Genomic DNA, 19,802 nt, shown 5'->3' on the forward strand with positions numbered 1-19,802 from the left:
CTCGCCAGGCCGTAACCCGGCCCAGACCGGTCTGAGTTGGGGGCGGGACCGGGGCGGGATATCATCGCCAGGAAGAATGGGAGAAACGCCGATGCTGGACCTGCCAGCCCTCGTTGCCGAGCTGAATGCGCTGCTGCGCCTCAAGACGACGGTCATCGGCATGAAGATGTACGGGACGGTGGCCGAGATGGAGGCCATCCCCCGCATCCGCCGGCCGAAGACCGTCCACGCCACCGACCAGATCGTCAGCATGGCCTCCCGCCTCGGCTGGACGGTCGGCATTACCGGCGAGGACCTTGTCGGCTCGCAGTGTCGCGCCGTCATCGGCCTCGGCCCGCAGGATGAGGAATGGCGCCGCGGCGAGAAATATGTCGGCATCTGGCACGGCACCCAGGAGGATGCCCAGGCGCGTCAGGAGGCGCTCGATGTCGTCCCGCATGGCCGCTATCAGGCCATGGCCGTGAGCCCCCTCGATTCCGGCCGCATCCCCGAGCCCGACATCGCGCTGGTCTATGCGACGCCAGGGCAGATGATCATCCTCATCAATGGGTTGCAGTACCGCAACTACCGGAAGTTCGAGTGGAGCGTCGCCGGCGAGAGCGCCTGCGCCGATAGCTGGGGCCGCGCACTCAAGACCGGTGAGCCGAGCCTATCGCTTCCCTGCTACGCCGAGCGCCGCTATGGCGGCGTGCCGGACGAGGAGATGCTGATGGCGCTCAGGCCGGCCGACCTCCGCACCGCCGTCGACGGCATGAAGGCCCTCGCAAAGAACGGCCTTCGCTACCCCATCCCGCCCTATGGCATCCAGAATGATCCCTCGGCCGGGATGGGCGTGAGCTATGCGAGGCCCTGACCAGCCGGAAGACGCATGATGCAACGCAGCCCAGCCGGGGCGAAGTCGAGTGTCACCGCCCCGCGGATCTGCCTGGCGAGGCCGCCTTCCAGCAACTGCGTCCCCATGCCGCGGCGGGCAGGGCGGCCCGGTACCGGCGGCCCGCCACTTTCCTCCCAGTGGAGCAGGTGCCAGGCCTGACCTTGGTCGTCGGCCTCGGCCTCGCCCCACCAGAGTCTCACCTGGCCCGCAGGGGTGGAGAGGGCGCCATGCTTCACCGCATTGGTCGCCAGCTCGTGCAGGGCGATACCGAGCGCCACGGCCCTGTTGGCCGGCAGCGTGACGGCCGGCCCGGCGATGGTGATCCGCCCCGGTTCCATGTGTGGGGCCAGGGCCTCCCGCACCACCAGCTCGAGCGTGGTACCGATCCAGCCCTGGCGGAACAGGGCGTCGTGGGCGCGGGACAAGGCATGCAGCCGGCCGAGGAAGTTCGGGTGGAATTCCTCCGGGCTGAGTGTGGTGCGCCGCGTCTGCTCCGCCATGGCGACCACCACGGCGAGGGTGTTCTTGATGCGATGGGTCAACTCCGCCACCAGCTCGTCCCGCTGGTCGAGGGCCTGCTTCATCTCGGTGACGTCGATGCAGGACCCGAAATAGCCGGCGAAGCCGCCGCCGTTCTCGTAGGGCCTGCCGTTGTCCAGGAGCCACCGCCAGGCTCCGTCATGCCGGCGCAGGCGGTACTGCATGCTGAAGGGGCGCCGCGCATCGAAGGCTTCCGTGTAGACCGCAAGGCAGCGGTCGAAGTCGTCGGGATGGACCCCTTCGGCCCAGCCGAAGCCGAGTTCCTGCTCCAGCGTCCGGCCAGTGAAATCCAGCCAAGGCCTGTTGAAGAAATCGCAGGCCTTGCTCGGGTCCGCCCGCCAGACCATGACCGGCGCATTGTCGGCGAGAAGACGAAACCGGGCATCGCCATCGGGCATTCCGGGCTTCCTTCCCAAGGGTGCAGGAACCTAGGTCACCCGGCCGCCCGGCGCCAGCGAGACACCTTACGAAGGTGACTGGATCAGGGATAGCAATTCGCGGCGCGTGTCGAAATTCTCGCGGAAGGCGCCCAGCATCCGGCTGGTGACCATCGTCACGCCAGTCTGGTGCACCCCGCGCGTCGTCATGCACTGGTGCGCGCTCTCGATGATGACGGCGACGCCCCGCGGCTGCAGCACCTGGTCGATCGTATTGGCGATCTGAGCCGTCAGCTTCTCCTGGATCTGCAGGCGCTTGCCATAGGCCTCGACCACCCGCGCCAGCTTGCTGATGCCGACCACGCGCCGGGCCGGCAGGTAGGCGACGTGGCAATGGCCGATGATGGGCACCATGTGGTGCTCGCAATAGCTCTCCAGCCGGATGTTCTTGAGCAGGACGATCTCGTCATACCCCTCGACCTCGTCGAAGGTGCGCTCCAGCAGCGCCACCGGGTCGACCTGGTAGCCGGCGAAAAGCTCCTCGTAGGCGCGCGCCACCCGGGCGGGGGTGTCGAGCAACCCTTCCCGCGTCGGGTCGTCGCAGGCCCAGCGGATCAGGGTGCGGACGGCATCCTCGGCCTCGGCGCGGCTCGGGCGCTGGGGCGGCTGGGCGGGAAGTGACATCGCGTATCTCCGGCGGTTGCGGCGGGGGCCTGGGCCCACCACCGAAATACCTCTCCTACTCTGCCGGCGCCGCCGCCGCCACGGTTTGCCGCTTCCGCCGCCCCACACCATCGAGCGCCAGGTAGACCACCGGCGTGGTGTAGAGCGTCAGGACCTGCGACAGCAGCAGCCCGCCGATGATGGTGATGCCGAGCGGGTGCCGCAGCTCCGACCCCGCCCCGGAGGCCATGGCCAGCGGCACCGCGCCGAAGACGGCGGCCAGCGTCGTCATCAGAATCGGACGGAAGCGCTCCCGGCAGGCCGCCATGATGGCCTCCAAGCCGCCGATTCCCTCGCTCCGCTCATGTTCCAGGGCGAAATCGACCATCATGATGGCGTTCTTCTTCACGATACCCATCAGCAGGATCACGCCGATCAGGGCGATGACGGTGAAAGGCGTCCCCGTCACCAGCAGCGCCAGCAGCGCGCCGATGCCGGCCGTCGGCAGGGTGGAGAGGATGGTGATGGGGTGCAGCAGGTGCTCGTAGAGCACGCCCAGCACGATATAGATGGTCAGCAGCGCCGCCAGGATCAGCAGCGGCTGGTCTTGGGCGAAGGATTGGAAAGCCTTGGCGCTGCCGGCGAATTCCGTCCGCATCCCGTCCGGCAGCCCGGCTTCCTGCGCCACCCGCTGCACCGCCTCCGCTGCCTGGCCCAGCGACATGCCCTCGGCGAGGTTGAAGGTGATGGTCGAGGCCGGGTACTGGCCCTGATGCGTCACCGCCAACGGCGCCGTCGCCCGCGTCAGCCGGACGAGGCTTGAGAGCGGCACCTGCGTCCCGCCGGCGCCCGGCACGTAGATATCGTCCACCTGTTCGGGGAATTGCTGTAGCCCCGGCTCCAGCTCCAGCACCACGCGGTACTGGTTGCGCGCCCGGTAGATGATCGAGACCTGCCGCTGCGCGAAGCCGCTGTTCAGCGCCGAGGCGATGCCGGAGACGCTGACGCCGAGCCGCGCCGCAGCATCCCGGTCGATCTCCAGCCGCGTGACCAAGCCGGCCCGCTGCTGGTCGGAGGAGACATCGGTGATGCCGGCGACGCCGCGCAGCCTCTGCACCAGCACCTCCGACCAGGATTCCAGCCCCTCCAGGTCCGGCGAAAGCAGCACGAACTGGAATTGCGCATTCCCCGCCCGTCCGCCAAGGCTGATGTCCTGCACGGCGCGGAGGAAGGTCTGCATGCCGGGGATGCCGTTCAGCGGCCGCCGCAGCCGGTCGATCACCTGGACCGCGGGGACGTTGTCGCGCTCCGCCAGCGGCTTCAGGCTGAGGAAGATGCGCCCCTGGTTGCCCGACGAATTGCCCCCGCCGCCGCCGACCTGGGAGGCGATGCTGGCGACGGCCGGGTCGCGCATCAGGACCTGCACCACCCGCTCCTGCAACACCTGCATGGTCTGGAAGGAGGTGTCCGGCGGCGCCCGGGTCGTGCCGATGATGAGGCCGGTATCCTGGTCTGGGAAAAAGCCCTTGGGAACGATGACGTAGAGCCAGACGGTGAGGCCGATGAGCGCCAGGGTGAAGACCAGCATGATCCGCCGGAAGCGCAGCACCTGCCGCAGCGACCAAAGATAGCCGCGCGTCATCCACTCCATCCCCGCATCGACGAGGCGGATGACGAGCCCCGGCCGGTGCGGCGCGCTCCGCGCCAGCCGCCCCGCCATCATCGGCGTGAGGGTAAGGGAGACGACACCCGAGATGGCGACGGCAATGGCGAGCGTCGCCGAGAACTCGCGGAACAGCCGCCCGACGATGCCGCCCATGAAGAGCAGCGGGATGAAGACCGCGATGAGCGAGACGGTGATCGAGACGACGGTGAAGCCGATCTGCCGCGCGCCCACCAGCGCGGCCTCCAGCGGCTTCATGCCGCGCTCCATCAGCCGTGCCATGTTCTCGATCATGACGATGGCGTCGTCGACCACGAAGCCGACCGAGATGGTGAGCGCCATGAGCGAGAGATTGTCGAGCGAGTAGCCGACCAGCCACATCACCACCAGTGTGCCGAGCAGCGAGAGCGGCACCGAAGCGCCTGCCGCCGCGACGGCCGAGGTGCGGCCGAGGAAGAGCGCCACGACGGCGATGACGAGGACGATCGAGATCAGCAGCGTCTGCTGCACGTCATGCACGCTGGCGCGGATCGTCTCCGACCGGTCGCGGATGGTGGTGATATGCACGCCGCCCGGCAGCCAGCGCTCCACCTCCGGCAGCATGCGCTGGATGCCGTTCACCACCTCGATGACATTGGCGTCCGGCTGCTTGAAGATGATCATCAGTACCGCCGGCCGGCCATCGACCGAGCCGCCCTGCCGCCGGTCCCGCACGTCGAGCGCGACGCGTGCGATGGAGCTGATACGGACGAGGGCGCCATTGGCCGATTTCAGCGTGATGGCGCCGAATTCCTCCGGCGTGTTCAGCCGGTCGTTGACGGCGATGGCGGCAGATTGCTGCGAGCCGTCGATCAGCCCCGTCGCCTGGGTAACGTTGTTGTTGGCGATCGCCTGGCGGATCTGCTCCATCCCGACGCCCGCTGCCCTGGCGGCCGCTGGATCGACGGTGACGCGCACCGCCGGTTGCTCGGCGCCCGCGATCAGGACCTGGGCGACGCCCGGCACCTGCGCGATGCGAGGCCCGACCAGGCTGTCGGCGGCGTCATAGACCGCGCCCGGCGTCACCGTATCGGCGGCGAGCGACATGATGAGCACCGGCGCATCGCCCGGATTGGCCTTGCGGAAATAGGGCGGGATGGCGAGGCCCGCCGGCAGGTCGCTGCCCGCCGCGTTGATCGCCGCCTGAACGTCCCGCGCCGCGCCCTCGACGCTGCGCGAGAGGTCGAACTGCACGATGATGGAGGTTGCACCGAGCGAGGAGGTGGAGGTCATCTCCGTCACGCCCGCGATGGCGCCGAGCCGCCGCTCCAGCGGCGCGGCGACGGAGGAGGCCATGGTCGCCGGGTCCGCCCCCGGCTGGCCGGCGCCGATGACGATGGTCGGCAGGTCGATGCTCGGCAGCGGCGCGACGGGGAGCGCGAAATAGGAGACGATGCCCGCCAGCGCGATGCCGATGGCGAGCAGCGCGGTGGCGATCGGCCGGCGGATGAAGGGCCCGGAGATGGACACGGCTATTCCGCCGGCTGCGGCTCGGCCTGGCGCAGCCGCACCAGCCGCACCGCCCGGTCCCGCAGCGTCTCCATCGCAAGGTAGATCACCGGCGTGGTGTAGAGGGTGATGACCTGGCTCAGCAGCAGCCCGCCGATGACCGAGACGCCGAGCGGCAGCCGCAGCTCGGAGCCGGTGCCGCTCTCCAGCACCAGCGGCAGGGCGCCGAGCAGCGCCGCCAACGTCGTCATCATGATTGGGCGGAAGCGCTTGATCGAGGCTTCGATGATCGCCTCGCGCGGCGACTTGCCGTGGTCGCGCTGCGCCTCGAGGGCGAAGTCGATCATCATGATGGCGTTCTTCTTGACGATGCCCATCAGCAGCACGATGCCGATCAGGCCGACCACGGAAAGGTCGAGCCCGCAGAGCCTGAGCGCCAGCAGCGCGCCGATGCCGGCCGAGGGCAGGGTGGAGAGGATGGTGATCGGGTGGATCACGCTCTCGTAGAGCACGCCGAGCACGATGTAGATGACGACGATGGCGGCGAGGATCAGCCAGGGCTCGCCGGCCAGCGACCGCTGGAACTCCGCCGCATCGCCGGCGAAGCGGCCGACGATCGTATCCGGCATGCCGATCTCGGCCTCCGCCGCGCGGATCGCCGCGATGGCCTCGCCGAGCGAGGCGCCGGGCGCGAGGTCGAAGCCGATGGTGACGGCGGGGAACTGCCCCTGCTTCGTCACCGTCAGCGGCCCGGCCGCGCGGCCGATCTGCGCCAGCTCCGAGAGCGGCACCTGCACCGTGCCGGTCGTGGTTGCGGGCGTGCCCTGCACCGTGGTCTGCTGCCCGGCCGTCGCCGGCACGCGCAGCAGGCCGATCTTCTCCGGGTCGTCGCGGATGGCGGGGTCTGCCTCCAGCACCACGCGGTACTGGTTGTTCTGCGCATAGATCGTGCTGATCTGGCGCTGGCCGAAGGCGTCGTAAAGCACGTCGTCCACCGCCTGCATGGTGACGCCGAGCCGCCCCGCCTTGTCGCGATCCACATCGACGGTGACGCGCACGCCGCCGTCGCGCTGGTCGGAGGCGATGCCGCGCAGGAGCGGCAGGCTGGCGAGCTTCCGCTCGAGCACGGGCGCCCAGCGGCCGAGCTCCGCCGCATCCGGATCCATCAAGGTGTACTGGAAGGCGGTGCTGCCCGGCCTCGAGCCGATCTGGATGTCCTGCACCGCCTGGAGATGCACCACCACCTGCGGCAGTGCGTCGAGCCGCGGCTGCAGTCGGGCGATGATCGCCTTGGCGTCGGCCTCGCGCTCCTCCCGCGGCCGCAGCACGATGCTGATCCGCCCGGTATTCTGCGCCGCATTGACGATGCCGGCGCCGACCACGGAGGCGACGCCCGTCACGTCCGGGTCCTCCCGGATCAGCGCCGCCACCTCCTGCTGGAGCGCGGACATGCGGCTGAAGGAGATATCGTCCGGCGCCTCCACACTGGCGACCAGCAGCCCGGTATCCTGCTGCGGCAGGAAGCCCTTCGGCATTTCCACATAGAGCCATACGGTGCCGGCGACGGTCAGCGTCGCCACCAGCAGCATCAGCCCCTCATGCCGCAGCGCCCGGTGCAGGCTGCGGCCATAGGCGTCGCGGCAGGCGTCCAGCACGCGCTCGGTGGCGCGGGAGAGGCGGCCCGGCTGCGCCTCCGCATGCGGCTTCAGCAGCCAGCCGCACATCATCGGCGTCAGGGTCAGCGAGACCACCATCGAGACCAGCACGGCGATGGTGAGCGTCAGCGCGAATTCCTGGAACAGGCGGCCGACCACCCCCGGCATGAAGAGCAGCGGGATGAAAACGGCGATCAGCGAGACGGTGAGCGAGACGACGGTGAAGCCGATCTGCCGCGCCCCCTCATAGGCCGCCTCAAGCGGCTTCATCCCTTCCTCGATCAGGCGGACGATGTTCTCGATCATCACGATGGCGTCGTCGACGACGAAGCCCGTGGCGATGGTCAGTGCCATCAGCGAAAGGTTGTCGAGCGAGAAGCCGCAGAGCGCCATCACCCCGAAGGTGCCGATGATGGAGAGCGGCAGGGCGACACCCGGGATGAAGGTGGCGCGCAGGCTGCGCAGGAAGACGAAGATCACCGCGACGACCAGCACCACGGCCAGCGCCAGGGTGAACTGCACGTCGTGCACCGAGGCCTTGATCGTCCCCGTCCGGTCGGCGACGACCGCCAGCCGCGCCCCCTGCGGCAGCGCCCGCTCCAGCATCGGCAGCTGCTCGCGGATGTCGGCCACCGTCTGGACGATATTGGCCCCCGGCTGGCGCTGCACATCGATCAGCACGGCGGGGCCCCCGTCATACCAGGCGCCGGTCAGCGTGTTCTCGAGGTCCTGGACCGCGGTGCCGACATCCCTGAGGCGGACGGGTGCGCCGTTGCGCCAAGCGATGATGAGGTTGGCGAAGGCCTCCGGCCGGTCGATCTGGTCATTGGCCATGACCGTGCTCGCCTGGCGCGGCCCGTCGACACTGCCCTTCGGCGTGTTGACGTTGCCCGCCGCCACCGCCGTCCGCACATCCTCCAGCGAGAGCCCGTAGGCCGCCAGCCGCACCGGGTCGGCCTGGATGCGCACGGCCGGGCGCATGTTGCCCTGCACCAACACGCGGCCGACGCCGCTCACCTGGCTCAACCGCTGGCCGAGCAGCGTATCCGCCGCGTCGGAGAGCCGTTGCAGCGGCAGCGTGTCCGAGGTGAGGGCGAGGGTGATGATCGGCGGGTCGGCTGGGTTCACCTTCGCATAGGTCGGCGGGTATGGCAGGTTGGCAGGCAGCGTTCCCCTGGCGGAGTTGATCGCCGCCTGCACGTCCTGCGCCGCATCGTCGATGTTGCGGCCGAGGGTGAACTGCATGGTGATGCGGCTCGTCCCCGGCCCGCTGGTCGAGACGATGTCGGTGAGGCCGGCAATCAGCGCCAGCTGCCGCTCGAGCGATGCGGTGACCAGCAGCGCGACCGTCTCCGGCGAGGCGCCGGGCAGGCTCGTCGTCACCTCGATGGTCGGGAAGTCGACCTCGGGCAGCGCCGAGACCGGCAGCCGCAGATAGCCGAAGCCGCCGCAGAGCAGCACCGCGATCGCCAGCAGCACGGTGGCGATCGGCCGGGCGATGAAGGGGGCGGAGATGTTCACCGCTCAGCGGCTCGCATCGGCCGCCTGCCGGGAGCGGAGGCGCCGCTGGCCTGGCGCGGGCGTATTCTCCGGCGTGGCATCGTCGGTGGCGACCACATTCACGCCGGGGCTCAGCCGCAGCGCGCCCGAGGTGACGACCTTCTCGCCGACCTCCACGCCGCGTCGCACCACCGCCTCGGTCGGCGTCAGCACGCCGAGCTGGAGGCTGCGCTGCTCCACCGTCTGGTCGCCCTTCAGTACATAGGCGAAGGCGCCGTCCGGCCCGCGTTGCACCGCGACCAGAGGCACCGTCACCGCATCCGGCACGGTGTCGATCCGCAGCCGGACGTTGACGAAGGCGCCGGGCCAGAGGCGTGTGTCCTCGTTGGCGAAGACCGCCTTCAGCTTGATGGTGCCGGTCGAGGCATCGACCGCGCTGTCGAGCGTCCGCAACTCGCCCATGATCGGCCCGCGCGCTCCGGGCGATGCCGGCGAGCCCTGGGTCTGCGGCGTGCCCCCGCTTGCCGAGCGCAATGCCTGCACCGGTACCGCCCCGCGCTCCAGGGCTTCCAGCACCCGCCCCAGCTCCTGCTGCGGCAGGGTGAAGGTCACGGCGATCGGCTGGAGCTGCGAGACGGTGACGATGCCCGTCGCATCGCCCGAGCGCACGAGGTTGCCCTGATCGACCAGGCGCAGGCCGACCCGGCCGTTGATCGGCGAGCGGATGGTGGTGAAGGAGAGCTGCGTCCGCGCGCTGTCGATCGCCGCTTGGTCGGCGGCGACCTGCGCCTCGTACTGTGCGACGGTGGAGCGCTGGGTGTCCTGCTGCTGGCGGGAGACGCCCTCGTTCCGCGCCAGCGTCGTGTAGCGTTGCAGGTCGAGCCGGGCGTTGGCCAGCAGCGCCTCGTCCTGTGCCTTCTTGGCCAAGGCCTGATCGAGCGCCGCCTGGTAGCTGCGCGGGTCGATCCGCGCCAGCAGGTCGCCCTGCTTCACCATCTGACCTTCCTGGAAGGCGATCTCGACGAGCTGGCCGTCCACCTGTGCCCGGACGGTGATGGTGTTGTAGGCCTGCACCGTGCCGATGGCGTCGAGCATGATCGGCACGTCCTGCCGCTGCGCCGCGGCCACCATCACTGGGACGCCGGGCCCGCCGCCCCGCGGGCCGCCGGCCCGGCCTGGGCCGCCGGGCCGCGGCCCGGCCTGCGCCTCGGGCGCCGGCCGCTGCTGCCAGTAATACCAGGCACCCGCACCGGCACCGCCGATCAGCCCGAGGGTCAGCAGGAGGATTGCGAAGCGGCGCATGGGATGTGTCGGAAACCTCGGTCCAGGATAGCGATGATACGGTGGCGGCGGCGCATCCCCATGAGGGGGTTCAGGTGACGAACTGCAACCTCAAATGCCGTTCCACCCCCCGCCGAGCGCCCGGAACAGCCCGACCGCGGCTTGCAACCGCGTGAGGCGGGCATCGGCGAGGGTGGTGCGGGCCGAGAACAGCGTCTGCTGCGTGTTCAGCACGGTGATGAGGTCGATGGTCCCGGCCTGGAGCTGCGCCTCGGCGATCGCATAGGCGCGCTCGGCCATCCGCACCGCATTGGCCTGCAGGGCTTCCTGCTCCGTCGTCTGGCGCAGCGCAACCAGCGCGTTCTCGGCATCGACCAGGGCGGCAAGGATGGTGCCGCGATAGGTCGCCAGCAGCTCCTGCGCCCGGCCCTCGTTCAGCTCCACCTGCCCACGCAGCGCCCCGCCACGGAAGATGGGCTGGGCCAGCCCCGCCGCGAGGCTGAAGACGACCGAGCCGGGCCGCAGCAGGTTCTCGAGCGCCAGGCTGGTGAAGCCGCCCGATCCTGTCAGCGTGATGGAGGGCAGCAGCTGCGCCCGCGCGACGACGATATTGGCATTGGCCGCTGCCAGCGTCGCCTCGGCGGTCAGCACGTCGGGCCGCCGCGCCAGCACCTCGGCCGGCAGGCCCGGCGTCACCGCCGGCACCGCGAGCCGGTTGAAGGTGCCACCCTCCACCCGCAGCGTCTCCGGCGGCCGGGCGACGAGGGTGCCGAGCGAATTGCGGTTCTGCTCCAGCGACTGCACCAGCGGCGGGATCTGCGCCTGCTGCTGCGCCACCACCGTCTCCTGCTGGGCAAGGTCGAGCCCCGTCGCCGTGCCGACCGCGACCCGCTGGCGGATCACCCGCACCACGCGGAGCGCGATGTCGAGGTTCTGCCGCTGGATCGCCAGCGTCTCCTGCGCGGCCAGCATGGCAAAATAGGTGTTCGCCACCGAGGCCTGGGTGGTGATCGTCACCGTTCCCGCATCGAAGCGGGTGGCCGAGGCGGATTGCTGCGCCGCCTCAACCTGGCCGCGGTTCTTGCCCCAGAAATCGATCTCGTAGCTGGCCGCGAGGCTGAGCTGGTTGTTGGAGCTGACCCGCACGCGGCTGCCTCCGCCGCCGAAGCCGGCGATGGAAGCCGATGAGGCGGTGCCGCTCTGCGAGCGGTTCGCCCGCGTCGTGAGATCGACCGTCGGCAGCAAGGTCGCCCCGGCGATGCGGATCTGCGCATCGGCCTGACGGATGCGGGCGATGGCGGCCGCGATGTCGTTGTTCGCCGCCATCGCTTCCGTCATCAACGCATCCAACTCGGGCGAGCCGAAGCCGCGCCACCAATACGGGTCCGGCCACTGCACCGGCTGCGCCGCATCCGCCGCCGCCATCCGGGCGGGGAGGGGAATGCCGGAGGAGGTGCCGGGCGCCGTCAGCCAGTCGCCGAGCGCGGAGCAGCCGCCGAGCAGCAGCGCCGCGGCGGCCGGCGCCGCGCGACGGAGGAAGGGCAGGGCCATGCTCAGCCGCCCGGCCGGCGCGCGGCGGCGATCTGGGCACGGCCCTCGGGCGAGACGGCGGCCAGCGCTTCGGCCAGGGTCTCGCCGAAGTCGCGGTTGAATGCGACCATCCGCTCCGCCCAGACGGCGAGCGCATCGCGCAGCGCGCTGGGATCATAGGGGTCCCGCCGCATCACCGCATCCACCTCGGCGCTGGCGGCGCGCATGGCGGCGAGGCTGGCCGAATAGCGCCCGCGCTCGGCCGCCAGCACCGCCTGGAAGCGCGGCCGGTCCGGCGCCGGCAGGGCGGCCTCGATCCGCGCCACCATGCGGTCGAAGCCGCGCCCGCCCCTGGGCGGCGGCGTTGGCCGCCACCAGAGCAGCCCGGCGAAGACAAGGTTCAGCACCAGCGAGGCACCGCAGAGCGCGGTGATGAGGGTCCTGCCGGAAGGTCGGCGCATCAAAAGGCATCTCCCGCGAGGGGCAAGGTCTGCAAGGGGCCGAATGGGTCCTCCGGCGCGGCGCGCGGCGGCGAGAGGCCCAGCCAGAGAGCGCAGCAGGCCATGGCGGCCAGCGCTCCCCAACCCGCCGGCAACGCCGGGCGGAGCAGTGCCAGCAACCGGGGCAGGGGCCCCGGCCGGTCGGGCATCGGCGCGCGGACGATCCGCCGGGCGATGCCGTCCTGCAGCCGTGCGACGGAGGCCGGGTCGGGTCGCGCCAGGTCGCGCCGCAGGCGCGCATCGAGGGCGAGCGCCGCCTCCAGCCGCGCGCGCGCCTCGGCGGAAGCGGCCAGCAGGCAGGTGGCGGCAGCCCGCTCGGACTCAGGCCAGCGGGCCAGGGCCGGGCCATGGCGATCGAGCAGCAGGGCGAATCGGGCGATGTTCATGAGCCCTCCAATCGGCTGCGCAGGAACTGCCGGGCCCGCCGCAGCAGCCCCTCCAGCGCGCGCTCCGAAACCTCCAGCGCGGCCGCCGCCTCGGCCCCGCTCAGCTCCTGCTCATAGGCCAGCGCGATGGCGGCGCGCTGGCGCGGCGGCAGCGCCCCGAGCGCCGCGGCCAGGGCCGCCCGCGCCTCGGTGGCGACGGCATCCGCCTCCGGCCCCGGCCCGGGGTCGGCCAGTTCCACCGCCGCCTCCAGCCCGGCCGAGGGCGCGCCGGCCCGGCGCCTCGTGCGGTCGATCGCCAGGTTCACGACGATCCGGTGCAGCCAAGTGGTGAAGCGCGCCCGGTCCGGGTCGAAACTGGCCGCCGCCTGCCAAGCGCGGAGGAAGGCCTCCTGCGCCACCTCCTCCGCTTCCGCCGCATCGCCGAGGATGCGCAGCGCGACGCGCAGCGCCCGCTCGCCATGCCGGCCGACCAGCAGGTTGAAGGCGGCCCGGTCGCCGCCGCCAGCCAGCGCCATGAGCGCCGCGTCGCTCGATGCCGGGTCGGTCATCGGGCGCGGCGTGGGCGGCGCGTCGGGCGCGAGGCGTGGGAGGGCCCAGGGGAGGGCCCAATGAAAGGAAGGTGCGAGGAGCATGGGCATCGGGTCTCGGCGGGTGATACGGCCCGCTTGCGGCCAACCCACGGTGCGAAACCCGTCCCCTCCGCATGGCACGTCATGGCGCCGGGGTTACCGCATCGGAATCCGTCCGAGCAAGCAACGCAATGTACCCGTTGCGACGAACCCCGCGACAAAGGCGACGAAACGGGATCGGTCCGCGACCCGCTGCCGCCAGGATGCGCCGGTCATGAGGGACCGACGGGAGAGCAGGATGCAGCAGGCAGGGGGCGAGCGGCCCGGACTCTGGGCGACGATGCGGCAACGCTGGCTGGAGGAGGCGGCGCAGCCGCAGGAGGCCCATCTGCGTGAGGATGCCGGCCTGCCCGGTCCCGCCGCCGAGCCGCGCTACCTTCCGATCCTCGTGCAGGCCTGGCAGCGCTGAGGCCTCTCCGCCGGAGGTTGGAAGCGCCGGAGGCCTAGATCACGCGACCGAGCTGCCCTCACGGCGCCGGGAAGACCGCGTCCGTCCGTCCCATAAGGTGGTAGGCGACGAGCCCCACCCATTCGCGGACGCTCCATTCGAACTCGCGCAGGCGGTCGGGGAAGGAGGCATCGGTCTGGGCGGCGAGCGTCGCCCCGGTGCGGTAGTTGACGGGCCAGGGGATGATCCCGGTCCAGCCCGCGCGGCGGAAGACACCCATCGCCCGCGGCATGTGGCTCGCCGAGGTGATCAGCAGCCAGGTCTCGCCCGGCTTCGGCTGCAGGAGCTTCAGGGTGAGCGTCGCATTCTCCCAGGTGTTGCGCGCCTCCCGCTCCAGCACCACCCGGTCCTCGGGTACGCCGAGGTCGTGCCACAGGGCGCCGGCCACATCCGCCTCCGTCACGCCGCCATGCACCAGCGAGCCCTGGCCCCCGGTGAAGACCAGCCGTGCCTCCGGGTGCCGACGCAGCAGGGCGACGGGCTCCGTCATCCGCTCCGCCGCGCCGTTCAGCGCCGGGATGCCGCGCGCCTCCGTCAGGTTCTGCTCCACCGCGCCGCCGAGCACGACGATGCCGTCGATATGCGCCGGTTCCTGCGCTGGGCGGGCGAAGCGGTCCTCGAGCGGCGCCTGCACCCATTGGTGCAGCGGCAGTGCCATCAGCGCGACGAAGAAGCCGAGGCCCGCGAGCGCCGGCCAGCGGCCCAAACGCCGGCCGCGCCAGAGCAAGGCGAGGCCGATGGCGATGAGCAGCACGGCGGCATTGCCGGGCCGGGCCGGGAACCACAGGACCTTCGACAGGATGTAGGTCAGATCCTCCATCGCCTACAGCTCCTCGATCCGGCCGGGGCGCAGGCGGCCGCGGGCCAGGTCGGCGAGCGCCAGCATGTTGCCGCGGAAGCGGCCCCAGCGATCCGCCCAGGGCTCTGGGAAGGGGCTGCGGGCGAGATTCATCGCCCAGTGCCGCGCCATGCTCCGCAGCGCTCGGTTCCAGGGATAGGTCCCCTTGCGGGCGAGGTAGACGGGATTGGCGATCTGCGAATAGCCGAGCCGGAGGCCGGGGCTACGCCCAACCTTGGCGCCGAGATGCACCCCCCGCGCACCTTCCAGCCGCAGGATCGCCCCGTGCCGGCCAAGCAGCCGGGTCACGTCCAGATCCTCGTACCAGGCATAGGCCGGCAGCGCCTCGTCGACGCGGATGCCCTGCGCGCGCACGACCGCCATGCGGAAGGCCATGTTGCAGCCATAGCCATTGAAATGCGGCCGCGCCGCCATCCGGTCCGCGGGCGGCGCATCGGCGGCGAGCAGGCCGCGGCCCTCGGCGACCGAGAAGCCTGGACCGTTGGCGCCGTCGGCAATGACGGTGCCCGTCGTCACCACCACGTCCGGCCGCGCGGCGAACACCGCCTCCGTCACTGCACAATAGTCGGGCGCCGCGAGGAAGTCGTCGTCGAGGAAGAGCAGGATGTCACAATCCGCCGCCCGGTCCATGATGGCATTGCGCTGCCGCGGCAGCCCCGCCGGGCCGGTGAGGTACTCGACGCCGGCGACCGGCTCGCCCACATCCTCCGGTGTCACGTGGCAGACGATGATCCGGTCCGCCGGCATGGTCTGCCGCGCCAGCTCGCGCAGCACCTCGGCCAGGATCGCCGGCCGGCCCCGCGTGGCGATGCCGATGCCAAGCTTCATCGCGCTGCCTCCGCCATGGGCCTGAGCGGCAGCCCCGCGTCCGGCCCCGGCGCGGTGAAGCCCGCCAGTCGACCGCGCAGCGTCGCCCAATAATACCGTGCCGCCAGCACCCGACCGCGCGCCAGGCCGAGCAGCGCTCCGCCCAGCGGCCGGATGAGGAAGGGCAGCCACACCCCCGCCGGCACCCCATGCCGCCGCAGCACGAAGCCGAGGCCGCGCCCGTAAAGCGCCGCCCGCTCGACGGCCACCGGGGTGAGCCGCTTGTCGGGATGCACGACGAGCTGCCCCGGTTCGTAGCGCGCGGCATGCCCAGCGCGAATCGCCCGCAGCACCAGGTCGTTCCCCTCGGCCGAGCCATAGGGCGTGCCCGGCCCCAGCCTCTCGTCGAAGCCGCCCATCGCGAGCGCCACCTCCCGCCGCAGGAAGAGGTTGAACTCGATCACGCTGGTCCAGACATTCGCCGCGTCGATCGCCCCCGCCTCCGTCCGCCACCGGCCGGAGCCGAGCCCGCCCTCCGGCGAGGCCGCCGGCCCGGTCCGCACGCCGAGTGACGGATCGGCCGCGAAGGCCGCCGCCACCCGGTCCAGCAGCCCCGCCGGATAGAGGCAGTCGTCATCCGGAAAGCCGACGATCTCCCCCCGCGCCAGGCCGAGGCCGAGGTTGCGCGCATGGCAGGCATTGGCGATGGCGGAGCGGCGCCAGAGCAGCGGCAGCCGCGCCTCATAGGCGGCGATGACGGGTGCCAGCCGCTCATCCGCATTCTGGTCGACAACGATCACCTCGACGTCGCTGCGCCCTTGGTCTAGCAGGCTGTCGAACAGCGCAGCGAGCTCCGCATCCCGCCCCCGCGTCGCCACCACCAGGGAGAAGCTCACGGCAGCAGCGCCTCCACATGTGCGCGGACGGCGGTGCGGAAGGCTTCCTCCGAGAAGCGCAGCGCATTGGCGCGGCAGGCTTCGGGCGCGATGGGCGTTGGCAGCGCCTCGAAGCGCTCGACCGCCGCCATCACCGCCTCGACGCTTTGCTCGGGAAAGAGCAGACCCGTCTCGCCCTCGCGCACGATATCCCTGGCGCCGCCCCGGCCAAAGGCGATCAGCGGCGTGCCGCAGGCCTGCGCCTCCACCATGGCGATGCCGAAATCCTCCTCGGCGGCGAAGACGAAGGCCCGCGCCGTCTGGGTCAGCGCGATCAGCTCCGCCTGCGGCACCCGCCCGCGCAGCTCGACATTCGGGGCGCCGGCGGCGGCGGCGCGCACCAGCGGCTCGGAGGGGCCGTCGCCGGTCACCACCAGCCGCCGCCCCGGCATGCGGCGGAATGCCTCCACCACCACCTCGACGCGCTTGTAGGGCACCATGCGGGAGGCCAGCAGGTAGTGCCCGCCGCGGGGCGCCTTGCCGAGGCCGAAGCGCGTCACATCCACCGGCGGATGGATCACCGCAGCCTCGCGCCGCCAGACCTTGCGGATGCGCTCGGCGATGTAGCCGCTGTTGGCGACGAGGCTGTCGACGCCGGCCGCCGAGCTGCGGTCCCAGAGGCGAAGCCGGTGCAGCAGCCAGCGGGTGTAGGCGCCCTTCAGCCCGCGCTCCAGCCGGGCCTGGCGGAGGTATTGGTGCTGCAAATCCCAGGCATAGCGCATCGGGCTGTGGATATAGCTGACATGGAGCTGGCCCGGGCCGGTCAGCACGCCCTTCGCCACGGCATGCGATGAGGAGAGGATCAGGTCGTAGCCGGAGAGGTCGAGCTGCTCGATGGCGAGCGGCATCAGGCCGAGGTAGTTGCGGAACATCCGACGGGCGAGGGGCAGGCGCTGGATGAAGCTCGTCGTGACGGGCTTGCCGCGGAGGAAGCCGCGCTCGGCATCGGGCAGGAAGTCGCAGACGGCGAAGACATCGGCCTCCGGCCAGAGCTGGATGAACTGCTCCAGCACCCGCTCGGAGCCGGCATAGCTGTCGAGCCATTCATGGACGAGGGCGACCTTCACGCAGCCTCCTTTGGCAGCAGCGCCACCAGCCGCTCGGCGGCCGCGCGCCAGGAGAAGCCGGCGGCGCGGGCGAGACCCTCGGTGCGGAGGCGCGCGGGGAGGCCGGGCTCGTCGAGCAGGCGGGCGAGGGCGTCTGGCAGGCGGCGCGGGCCGTCATTGTCGAACCAGAGCGCCGCCTCGCCGCAGACCTCGGGCACGGCGGCGGCATGGGCGGCGATCACCGGGCAGCCGCAGGTCATCGCCTCGAGCGGTGGCAGGCCGAAGCCTTCGTAGCGCGAAGGGAAGATGAGGCAGAGAGCGGATTCGTAGAGGGCGCGCAGCTCGGCATCCGTGACGCGGCCCAGCGGGGCCACGGCCTGGCCCTGCGGGTCGCCGGCATTGCGGAATACATTGGCATCGGCGGCGCCGGCGACGGCCAGCGTAAGGCCGCGGGAGGCAAGCAGCGCCTGCGCCTCGCCCAGCCCGGCGAGGCCCTTATGCGCAGCGCGGGTGCCGACGACGAGGGCGAAGCGGCCGGGTTGCAGGTCGTGGCGCGCGAGGACCGCCGCATCGGCCGACTCGCGCAGGATGTGCTCGCCGCCTTCGTGGATGACGCCGATTCGCGCTGCGTCGATGCGGAGGTGATGGGCGATCCGGCCGCGCGAGAATTCGGAGACGGTCAGCAGCCGGGCGCCGGCCCGCGGCAGCGCCCGGTGCAGCGCGCGATACCAGGTGCGGAAGGCGAGGGAATAGCTATCCGGCGTGTCGAAGGCGCCGGCGTCGTGGATGACGACTGCCTGCCGCCCACGCGCGAGCAGCGGCGCCGCATTGCCGAGATTGACCAGCACCGAGCCCCGTGCCCGCGCCGGCAGCTCGACCTGCTCCCAGCCCTGCCCGCGGAGACGCCCGAAGGGCTCGTCGCGCAGGTGAGGGAAGGGGGAGGGCGCCCCGGCCGCCGGCCGCAGCAGCCGCGCGCCGGGCAGCAGCCCCTCCGCTGCCATCGCATCCAGCGCGCGGGTGATCTCGGCGGCGAAGCGCTGCACGCCGGTGACGCGCTGGGTCAGGAAGCGACCGTTGACGGCGATCATCACGGAGCCCCCGGCTTAAGCAGCAGGCGCGGCTGGCGGATCAGCGCGCCGATCCGTCCCCGTTCCGCATCGTCCAGCACCCGCAGCGCCGCTACGGCGAAGACGACGACCGCCAGCCCCGCCGCCGCCAGCAACGGCGCCAGCCCCTGCATCGGCAGGAGCAGAAGCAGGCCGATCCCGCCCGTGGCCATGGGCAGGGCGAGCCGCCGCGCCGCCTCCGCAGCCGGCGGGTAGAGCCGCGCCACAAGCACGAATTTCCCGGCGCAATCCGTCGCCGCCCGCGCCGCCCAGGCGATTGCCGCGCCTTCGATCCCGATCAGGTGGATCAGCAGTGCCGCCAGCGGGATGAAGACCACGGCCTGCACGGCGGCGAATTTCGCCGTGGCATCCGGCCGGCCGATCGCATCCAGCAGCGCATTCGGCGCAAAGGCGACGCAGGAGAAGAAGATGCCGCAGCCGAGCCATTGCAGCACCCGCCCGCTGCCCTCGGCGAAGCCCTGGCCGAGCCAGAGCCAGAGGATCTCTCGCGCTCCGCCGACGATCACGAGGCAGGCCGGAAACACCAGCAGCATCACCAGCAGCCCGCCCCGCCGCAGCAGCGCGGCCGTCGGCGCAGGCGCGGTGGCGAAGGAGGAGGCGAAGGCCGGCAGCAGCGTCTGCGCGACGGCGACGGGCAGGATCCAGGCGCGCAGCACCAGGTCGAGCGGCGTCGCGTAAAAGGCGACGGCCGAGAGGCTGAGCAGGGCGCCGATGAGGAAGCGGTCGGCATAGAGCAGCGCTTGGGTCATCAGCCCGGAGACGGTCATCCAGCCGCCAAGCTTCAGCAGCGGCGCCACAAGGCCGATGCGCGGCCGGCGCAGCCCGAGCCCCGGCACCAGCGGCCGGATCAGCCAGAGATAGGAAAGGGTATTCGCCAGCCGGCAGGCGACAAGGGCCAGCATCACCCCGACCAAGCTGTCCCAGACCAGCAGCACCAACACCGGCCCGAGATAGTAGAAAAGGTTGACCGGGATGGTGACGAGATTGGCCGCGCGGAACCGCTGATAGGCCGCAAGCACCCCCCATAACGCGGCATTCAACACCACCAGCGGCGCGGCGGCGGCCAGCACCCGCATCGCGCCGATCGCCTGCTCTCGCAGGCCGGTCGGCACTTGCAGCATCCGGTCCACCAGCACCGGCACGAAGAACCAGAGGCCGCAGGCGACGACCAGGCTGATTCCGAGCAGCGTCCCCAGCGCCGCCTCGATCAGCGCGGCCGCCTCATCGCCGCGCCCGCTGCCGATGCGCTCGGAGATGGCCCGCGTCAGCGCCTGGCCGACGCCGAAATCGAAGACCCCGAAAACGCCCACCATCGCCAGCGCCAGGGTGAACAGCCCCCAGCGGTCGAGGCCGAGCTGATGGATGAGGACGGGGGTCAGGACCAGGGCGAGGAGGAGCGGCACGCCGCGCCCCAGCCCGTTCCAGACCACACCCGCGACCATGGTGCGGCCGCGGGTGCGGGACTCTGCCGGATCGGCCATGATGAAGAGGGTC

General features: G+C 71.3%; 17 protein-coding genes. 2 read left to right on the plus strand and 15 right to left on the minus strand.

Annotated features, from left to right (window positions below; all coding sequences use genetic code 11):
• Positions 1–91 precede the first annotated feature (91 nt).
• Positions 92–853 (plus strand): DUF169 domain-containing protein, encoded by a 762-nt coding sequence (locus tag JMJ56_RS04325; protein WP_202830349.1) that lies wholly within the window; start codon positions 92–94, stop codon positions 851–853.
• Here JMJ56_RS04325 and JMJ56_RS04330 read toward each other — a convergent pair.
• The 9 genes from JMJ56_RS04330 to JMJ56_RS04370 all read right to left on the minus strand — a co-directional run bounded on the left by JMJ56_RS04330 (position 838) and on the right by JMJ56_RS04370 (position 13,095).
• Positions 838–1,812 carry a sensor histidine kinase gene (locus JMJ56_RS04330; protein WP_202830350.1) on the minus strand — a complete coding sequence of 325 codons (975 nt, stop codon included), beginning with the start codon at positions 1,810–1,812 and terminating at the stop codon, positions 838–840. The genes JMJ56_RS04325 and JMJ56_RS04330 overlap by 16 nt on opposite strands.
• Before the next feature lie 66 nt (positions 1,813–1,878).
• Entirely contained in the window at positions 1,879–2,475 is a 597-nt protein-coding gene (folE, locus tag JMJ56_RS04335; protein ID WP_202830351.1) for a GTP cyclohydrolase I FolE, read from the minus strand.
• Between the two features lie 55 nt (positions 2,476–2,530).
• A complete protein-coding gene (locus JMJ56_RS04340) occupies positions 2,531–5,626 on the minus strand; it encodes an efflux RND transporter permease subunit (protein ID WP_202830352.1) in 3,096 nt (1,031 codons plus the stop codon).
• 2 nt (positions 5,627–5,628) lie between these two features.
• Positions 5,629–8,781 (minus strand): efflux RND transporter permease subunit, encoded by a 3,153-nt coding sequence (locus JMJ56_RS04345; protein WP_202830353.1) that lies wholly within the window; start codon positions 8,779–8,781, stop codon positions 5,629–5,631.
• A 3-nt stretch (positions 8,782–8,784) separates the two neighbouring features.
• Entirely contained in the window at positions 8,785–10,062 is a 1,278-nt protein-coding gene (locus JMJ56_RS04350) for an efflux RND transporter periplasmic adaptor subunit (protein ID WP_202830354.1), read from the minus strand.
• 90 nt (positions 10,063–10,152) lie between these two features.
• Complete coding sequence (locus JMJ56_RS04355; RefSeq protein ID WP_202830355.1) at positions 10,153–11,592, minus strand: efflux transporter outer membrane subunit; 1,440 nt, start codon at positions 11,590–11,592, stop codon at positions 10,153–10,155.
• Positions 11,593–11,594: 2 nt separating this feature from the next.
• Positions 11,595–12,032, minus strand: coding sequence for a periplasmic heavy metal sensor (locus JMJ56_RS04360; protein ID WP_202830356.1), 438 nt, complete (start codon positions 12,030–12,032; stop codon positions 11,595–11,597).
• Positions 12,032–12,457 (minus strand): hypothetical protein, encoded by a 426-nt coding sequence (locus tag JMJ56_RS04365; RefSeq protein ID WP_202830357.1) that lies wholly within the window; start codon positions 12,455–12,457, stop codon positions 12,032–12,034. Before JMJ56_RS04365 ends, JMJ56_RS04360 begins: the two co-directional genes overlap by 1 nt.
• Positions 12,454–13,095 carry an RNA polymerase sigma factor gene (locus JMJ56_RS04370; protein ID WP_236037406.1) on the minus strand — a complete coding sequence of 214 codons (642 nt, stop codon included), beginning with the start codon at positions 13,093–13,095 and terminating at the stop codon, positions 12,454–12,456. The genes JMJ56_RS04365 and JMJ56_RS04370 overlap by 4 nt, the downstream gene beginning before the upstream one ends.
• Before the next feature lie 205 nt (positions 13,096–13,300).
• Between JMJ56_RS04370 and JMJ56_RS04375 the strand changes: the two genes are divergently transcribed.
• Positions 13,301–13,495, plus strand: coding sequence for a hypothetical protein (locus JMJ56_RS04375; protein ID WP_202830358.1), 195 nt, complete (start codon positions 13,301–13,303; stop codon positions 13,493–13,495).
• A 58-nt stretch (positions 13,496–13,553) separates the two neighbouring features.
• Here JMJ56_RS04375 and JMJ56_RS04380 read toward each other — a convergent pair whose 3' ends face one another.
• Genes JMJ56_RS04380 through JMJ56_RS04405 form a run of 6 tightly spaced genes read right to left on the minus strand, consistent with a single transcriptional unit; the run spans position 13,554 to position 19,789 of the window.
• A complete protein-coding gene (locus JMJ56_RS04380; RefSeq protein WP_202830359.1) occupies positions 13,554–14,354 on the minus strand; it encodes a YdcF family protein in 801 nt (266 codons plus the stop codon).
• Between the two features lie 3 nt (positions 14,355–14,357).
• Positions 14,358–15,221, minus strand: coding sequence for a glycosyltransferase family 2 protein (locus JMJ56_RS04385; RefSeq protein ID WP_202830360.1), 864 nt, complete (start codon positions 15,219–15,221; stop codon positions 14,358–14,360).
• Entirely contained in the window at positions 15,218–16,096 is an 879-nt protein-coding gene (locus tag JMJ56_RS04390; protein ID WP_202830361.1) for a glycosyltransferase family 2 protein, read from the minus strand. Before JMJ56_RS04390 ends, JMJ56_RS04385 begins: the two co-directional genes overlap by 4 nt.
• Positions 16,093–17,202 (minus strand): glycosyltransferase, encoded by a 1,110-nt coding sequence (locus JMJ56_RS04395; RefSeq protein WP_202830362.1) that lies wholly within the window; start codon positions 17,200–17,202, stop codon positions 16,093–16,095. The genes JMJ56_RS04390 and JMJ56_RS04395 overlap by 4 nt, the downstream gene beginning before the upstream one ends.
• The gene (locus JMJ56_RS04400) at positions 17,199–18,269 is read right to left on the minus strand and encodes a glycosyltransferase family 4 protein (protein WP_202830363.1); all 1,071 of its coding nucleotides are present in this window, start codon (positions 18,267–18,269) and stop codon (positions 17,199–17,201) included. The genes JMJ56_RS04395 and JMJ56_RS04400 overlap by 4 nt, the downstream gene beginning before the upstream one ends.
• Positions 18,269–19,789 carry a flippase gene (locus JMJ56_RS04405; protein ID WP_202830364.1) on the minus strand — a complete coding sequence of 507 codons (1,521 nt, stop codon included), beginning with the start codon at positions 19,787–19,789 and terminating at the stop codon, positions 18,269–18,271. The genes JMJ56_RS04400 and JMJ56_RS04405 overlap by 1 nt, the downstream gene beginning before the upstream one ends.
• Positions 19,790–19,802: the final 13 nt, after the last annotated feature.

This window comes from Belnapia arida (genome assembly GCF_016773205.1).
GTDB lineage: Bacteria > Pseudomonadota > Alphaproteobacteria > Acetobacterales > Acetobacteraceae > Belnapia > Belnapia arida.

Bases quoted from the DNA above. Each gene is read 5' to 3' on its own strand.
- JMJ56_RS04380 (WP_202830359.1), bottom strand. From the start codon at position 14,354: ATGGAGGATCTGACCTACATCCTGTCGAAGGTCCTGTGGTTCCCGGCC.
- JMJ56_RS04350 (WP_202830354.1), bottom strand. From the start codon at position 10,062: ATGCGCCGCTTCGCAATCCTCCTGCTGACCCTCGGGCTGATCGGCGGT.
- JMJ56_RS04330 (WP_202830350.1), bottom strand. From the start codon at position 1,812: ATGCCCGATGGCGATGCCCGGTTTCGTCTTCTCGCCGACAATGCGCCG.
- folE (WP_202830351.1), bottom strand. From the start codon at position 2,475: ATGTCACTTCCCGCCCAGCCGCCCCAGCGCCCGAGCCGCGCCGAGGCC.
- JMJ56_RS04405 (WP_202830364.1), bottom strand. From the start codon at position 19,789: ATGGCCGATCCGGCAGAGTCCCGCACCCGCGGCCGCACCATGGTCGCG.
- JMJ56_RS04355 (WP_202830355.1), bottom strand. From the start codon at position 11,592: ATGGCCCTGCCCTTCCTCCGTCGCGCGGCGCCGGCCGCCGCGGCGCTG.
- JMJ56_RS04370 (WP_236037406.1), bottom strand. From the start codon at position 13,095: ATGCCCATGCTCCTCGCACCTTCCTTTCATTGGGCCCTCCCCTGGGCC.
- JMJ56_RS04400 (WP_202830363.1), bottom strand. From the start codon at position 18,269: ATGATCGCCGTCAACGGTCGCTTCCTGACCCAGCGCGTCACCGGCGTG.
- JMJ56_RS04325 (WP_202830349.1), top strand. From the start codon at position 92: ATGCTGGACCTGCCAGCCCTCGTTGCCGAGCTGAATGCGCTGCTGCGC.
- JMJ56_RS04365 (WP_202830357.1), bottom strand. From the start codon at position 12,457: ATGAACATCGCCCGATTCGCCCTGCTGCTCGATCGCCATGGCCCGGCC.
- JMJ56_RS04360 (WP_202830356.1), bottom strand. From the start codon at position 12,032: ATGCGCCGACCTTCCGGCAGGACCCTCATCACCGCGCTCTGCGGTGCC.
- JMJ56_RS04375 (WP_202830358.1), top strand. From the start codon at position 13,301: ATGAGGGACCGACGGGAGAGCAGGATGCAGCAGGCAGGGGGCGAGCGG.
- JMJ56_RS04385 (WP_202830360.1), bottom strand. From the start codon at position 15,221: ATGAAGCTTGGCATCGGCATCGCCACGCGGGGCCGGCCGGCGATCCTG.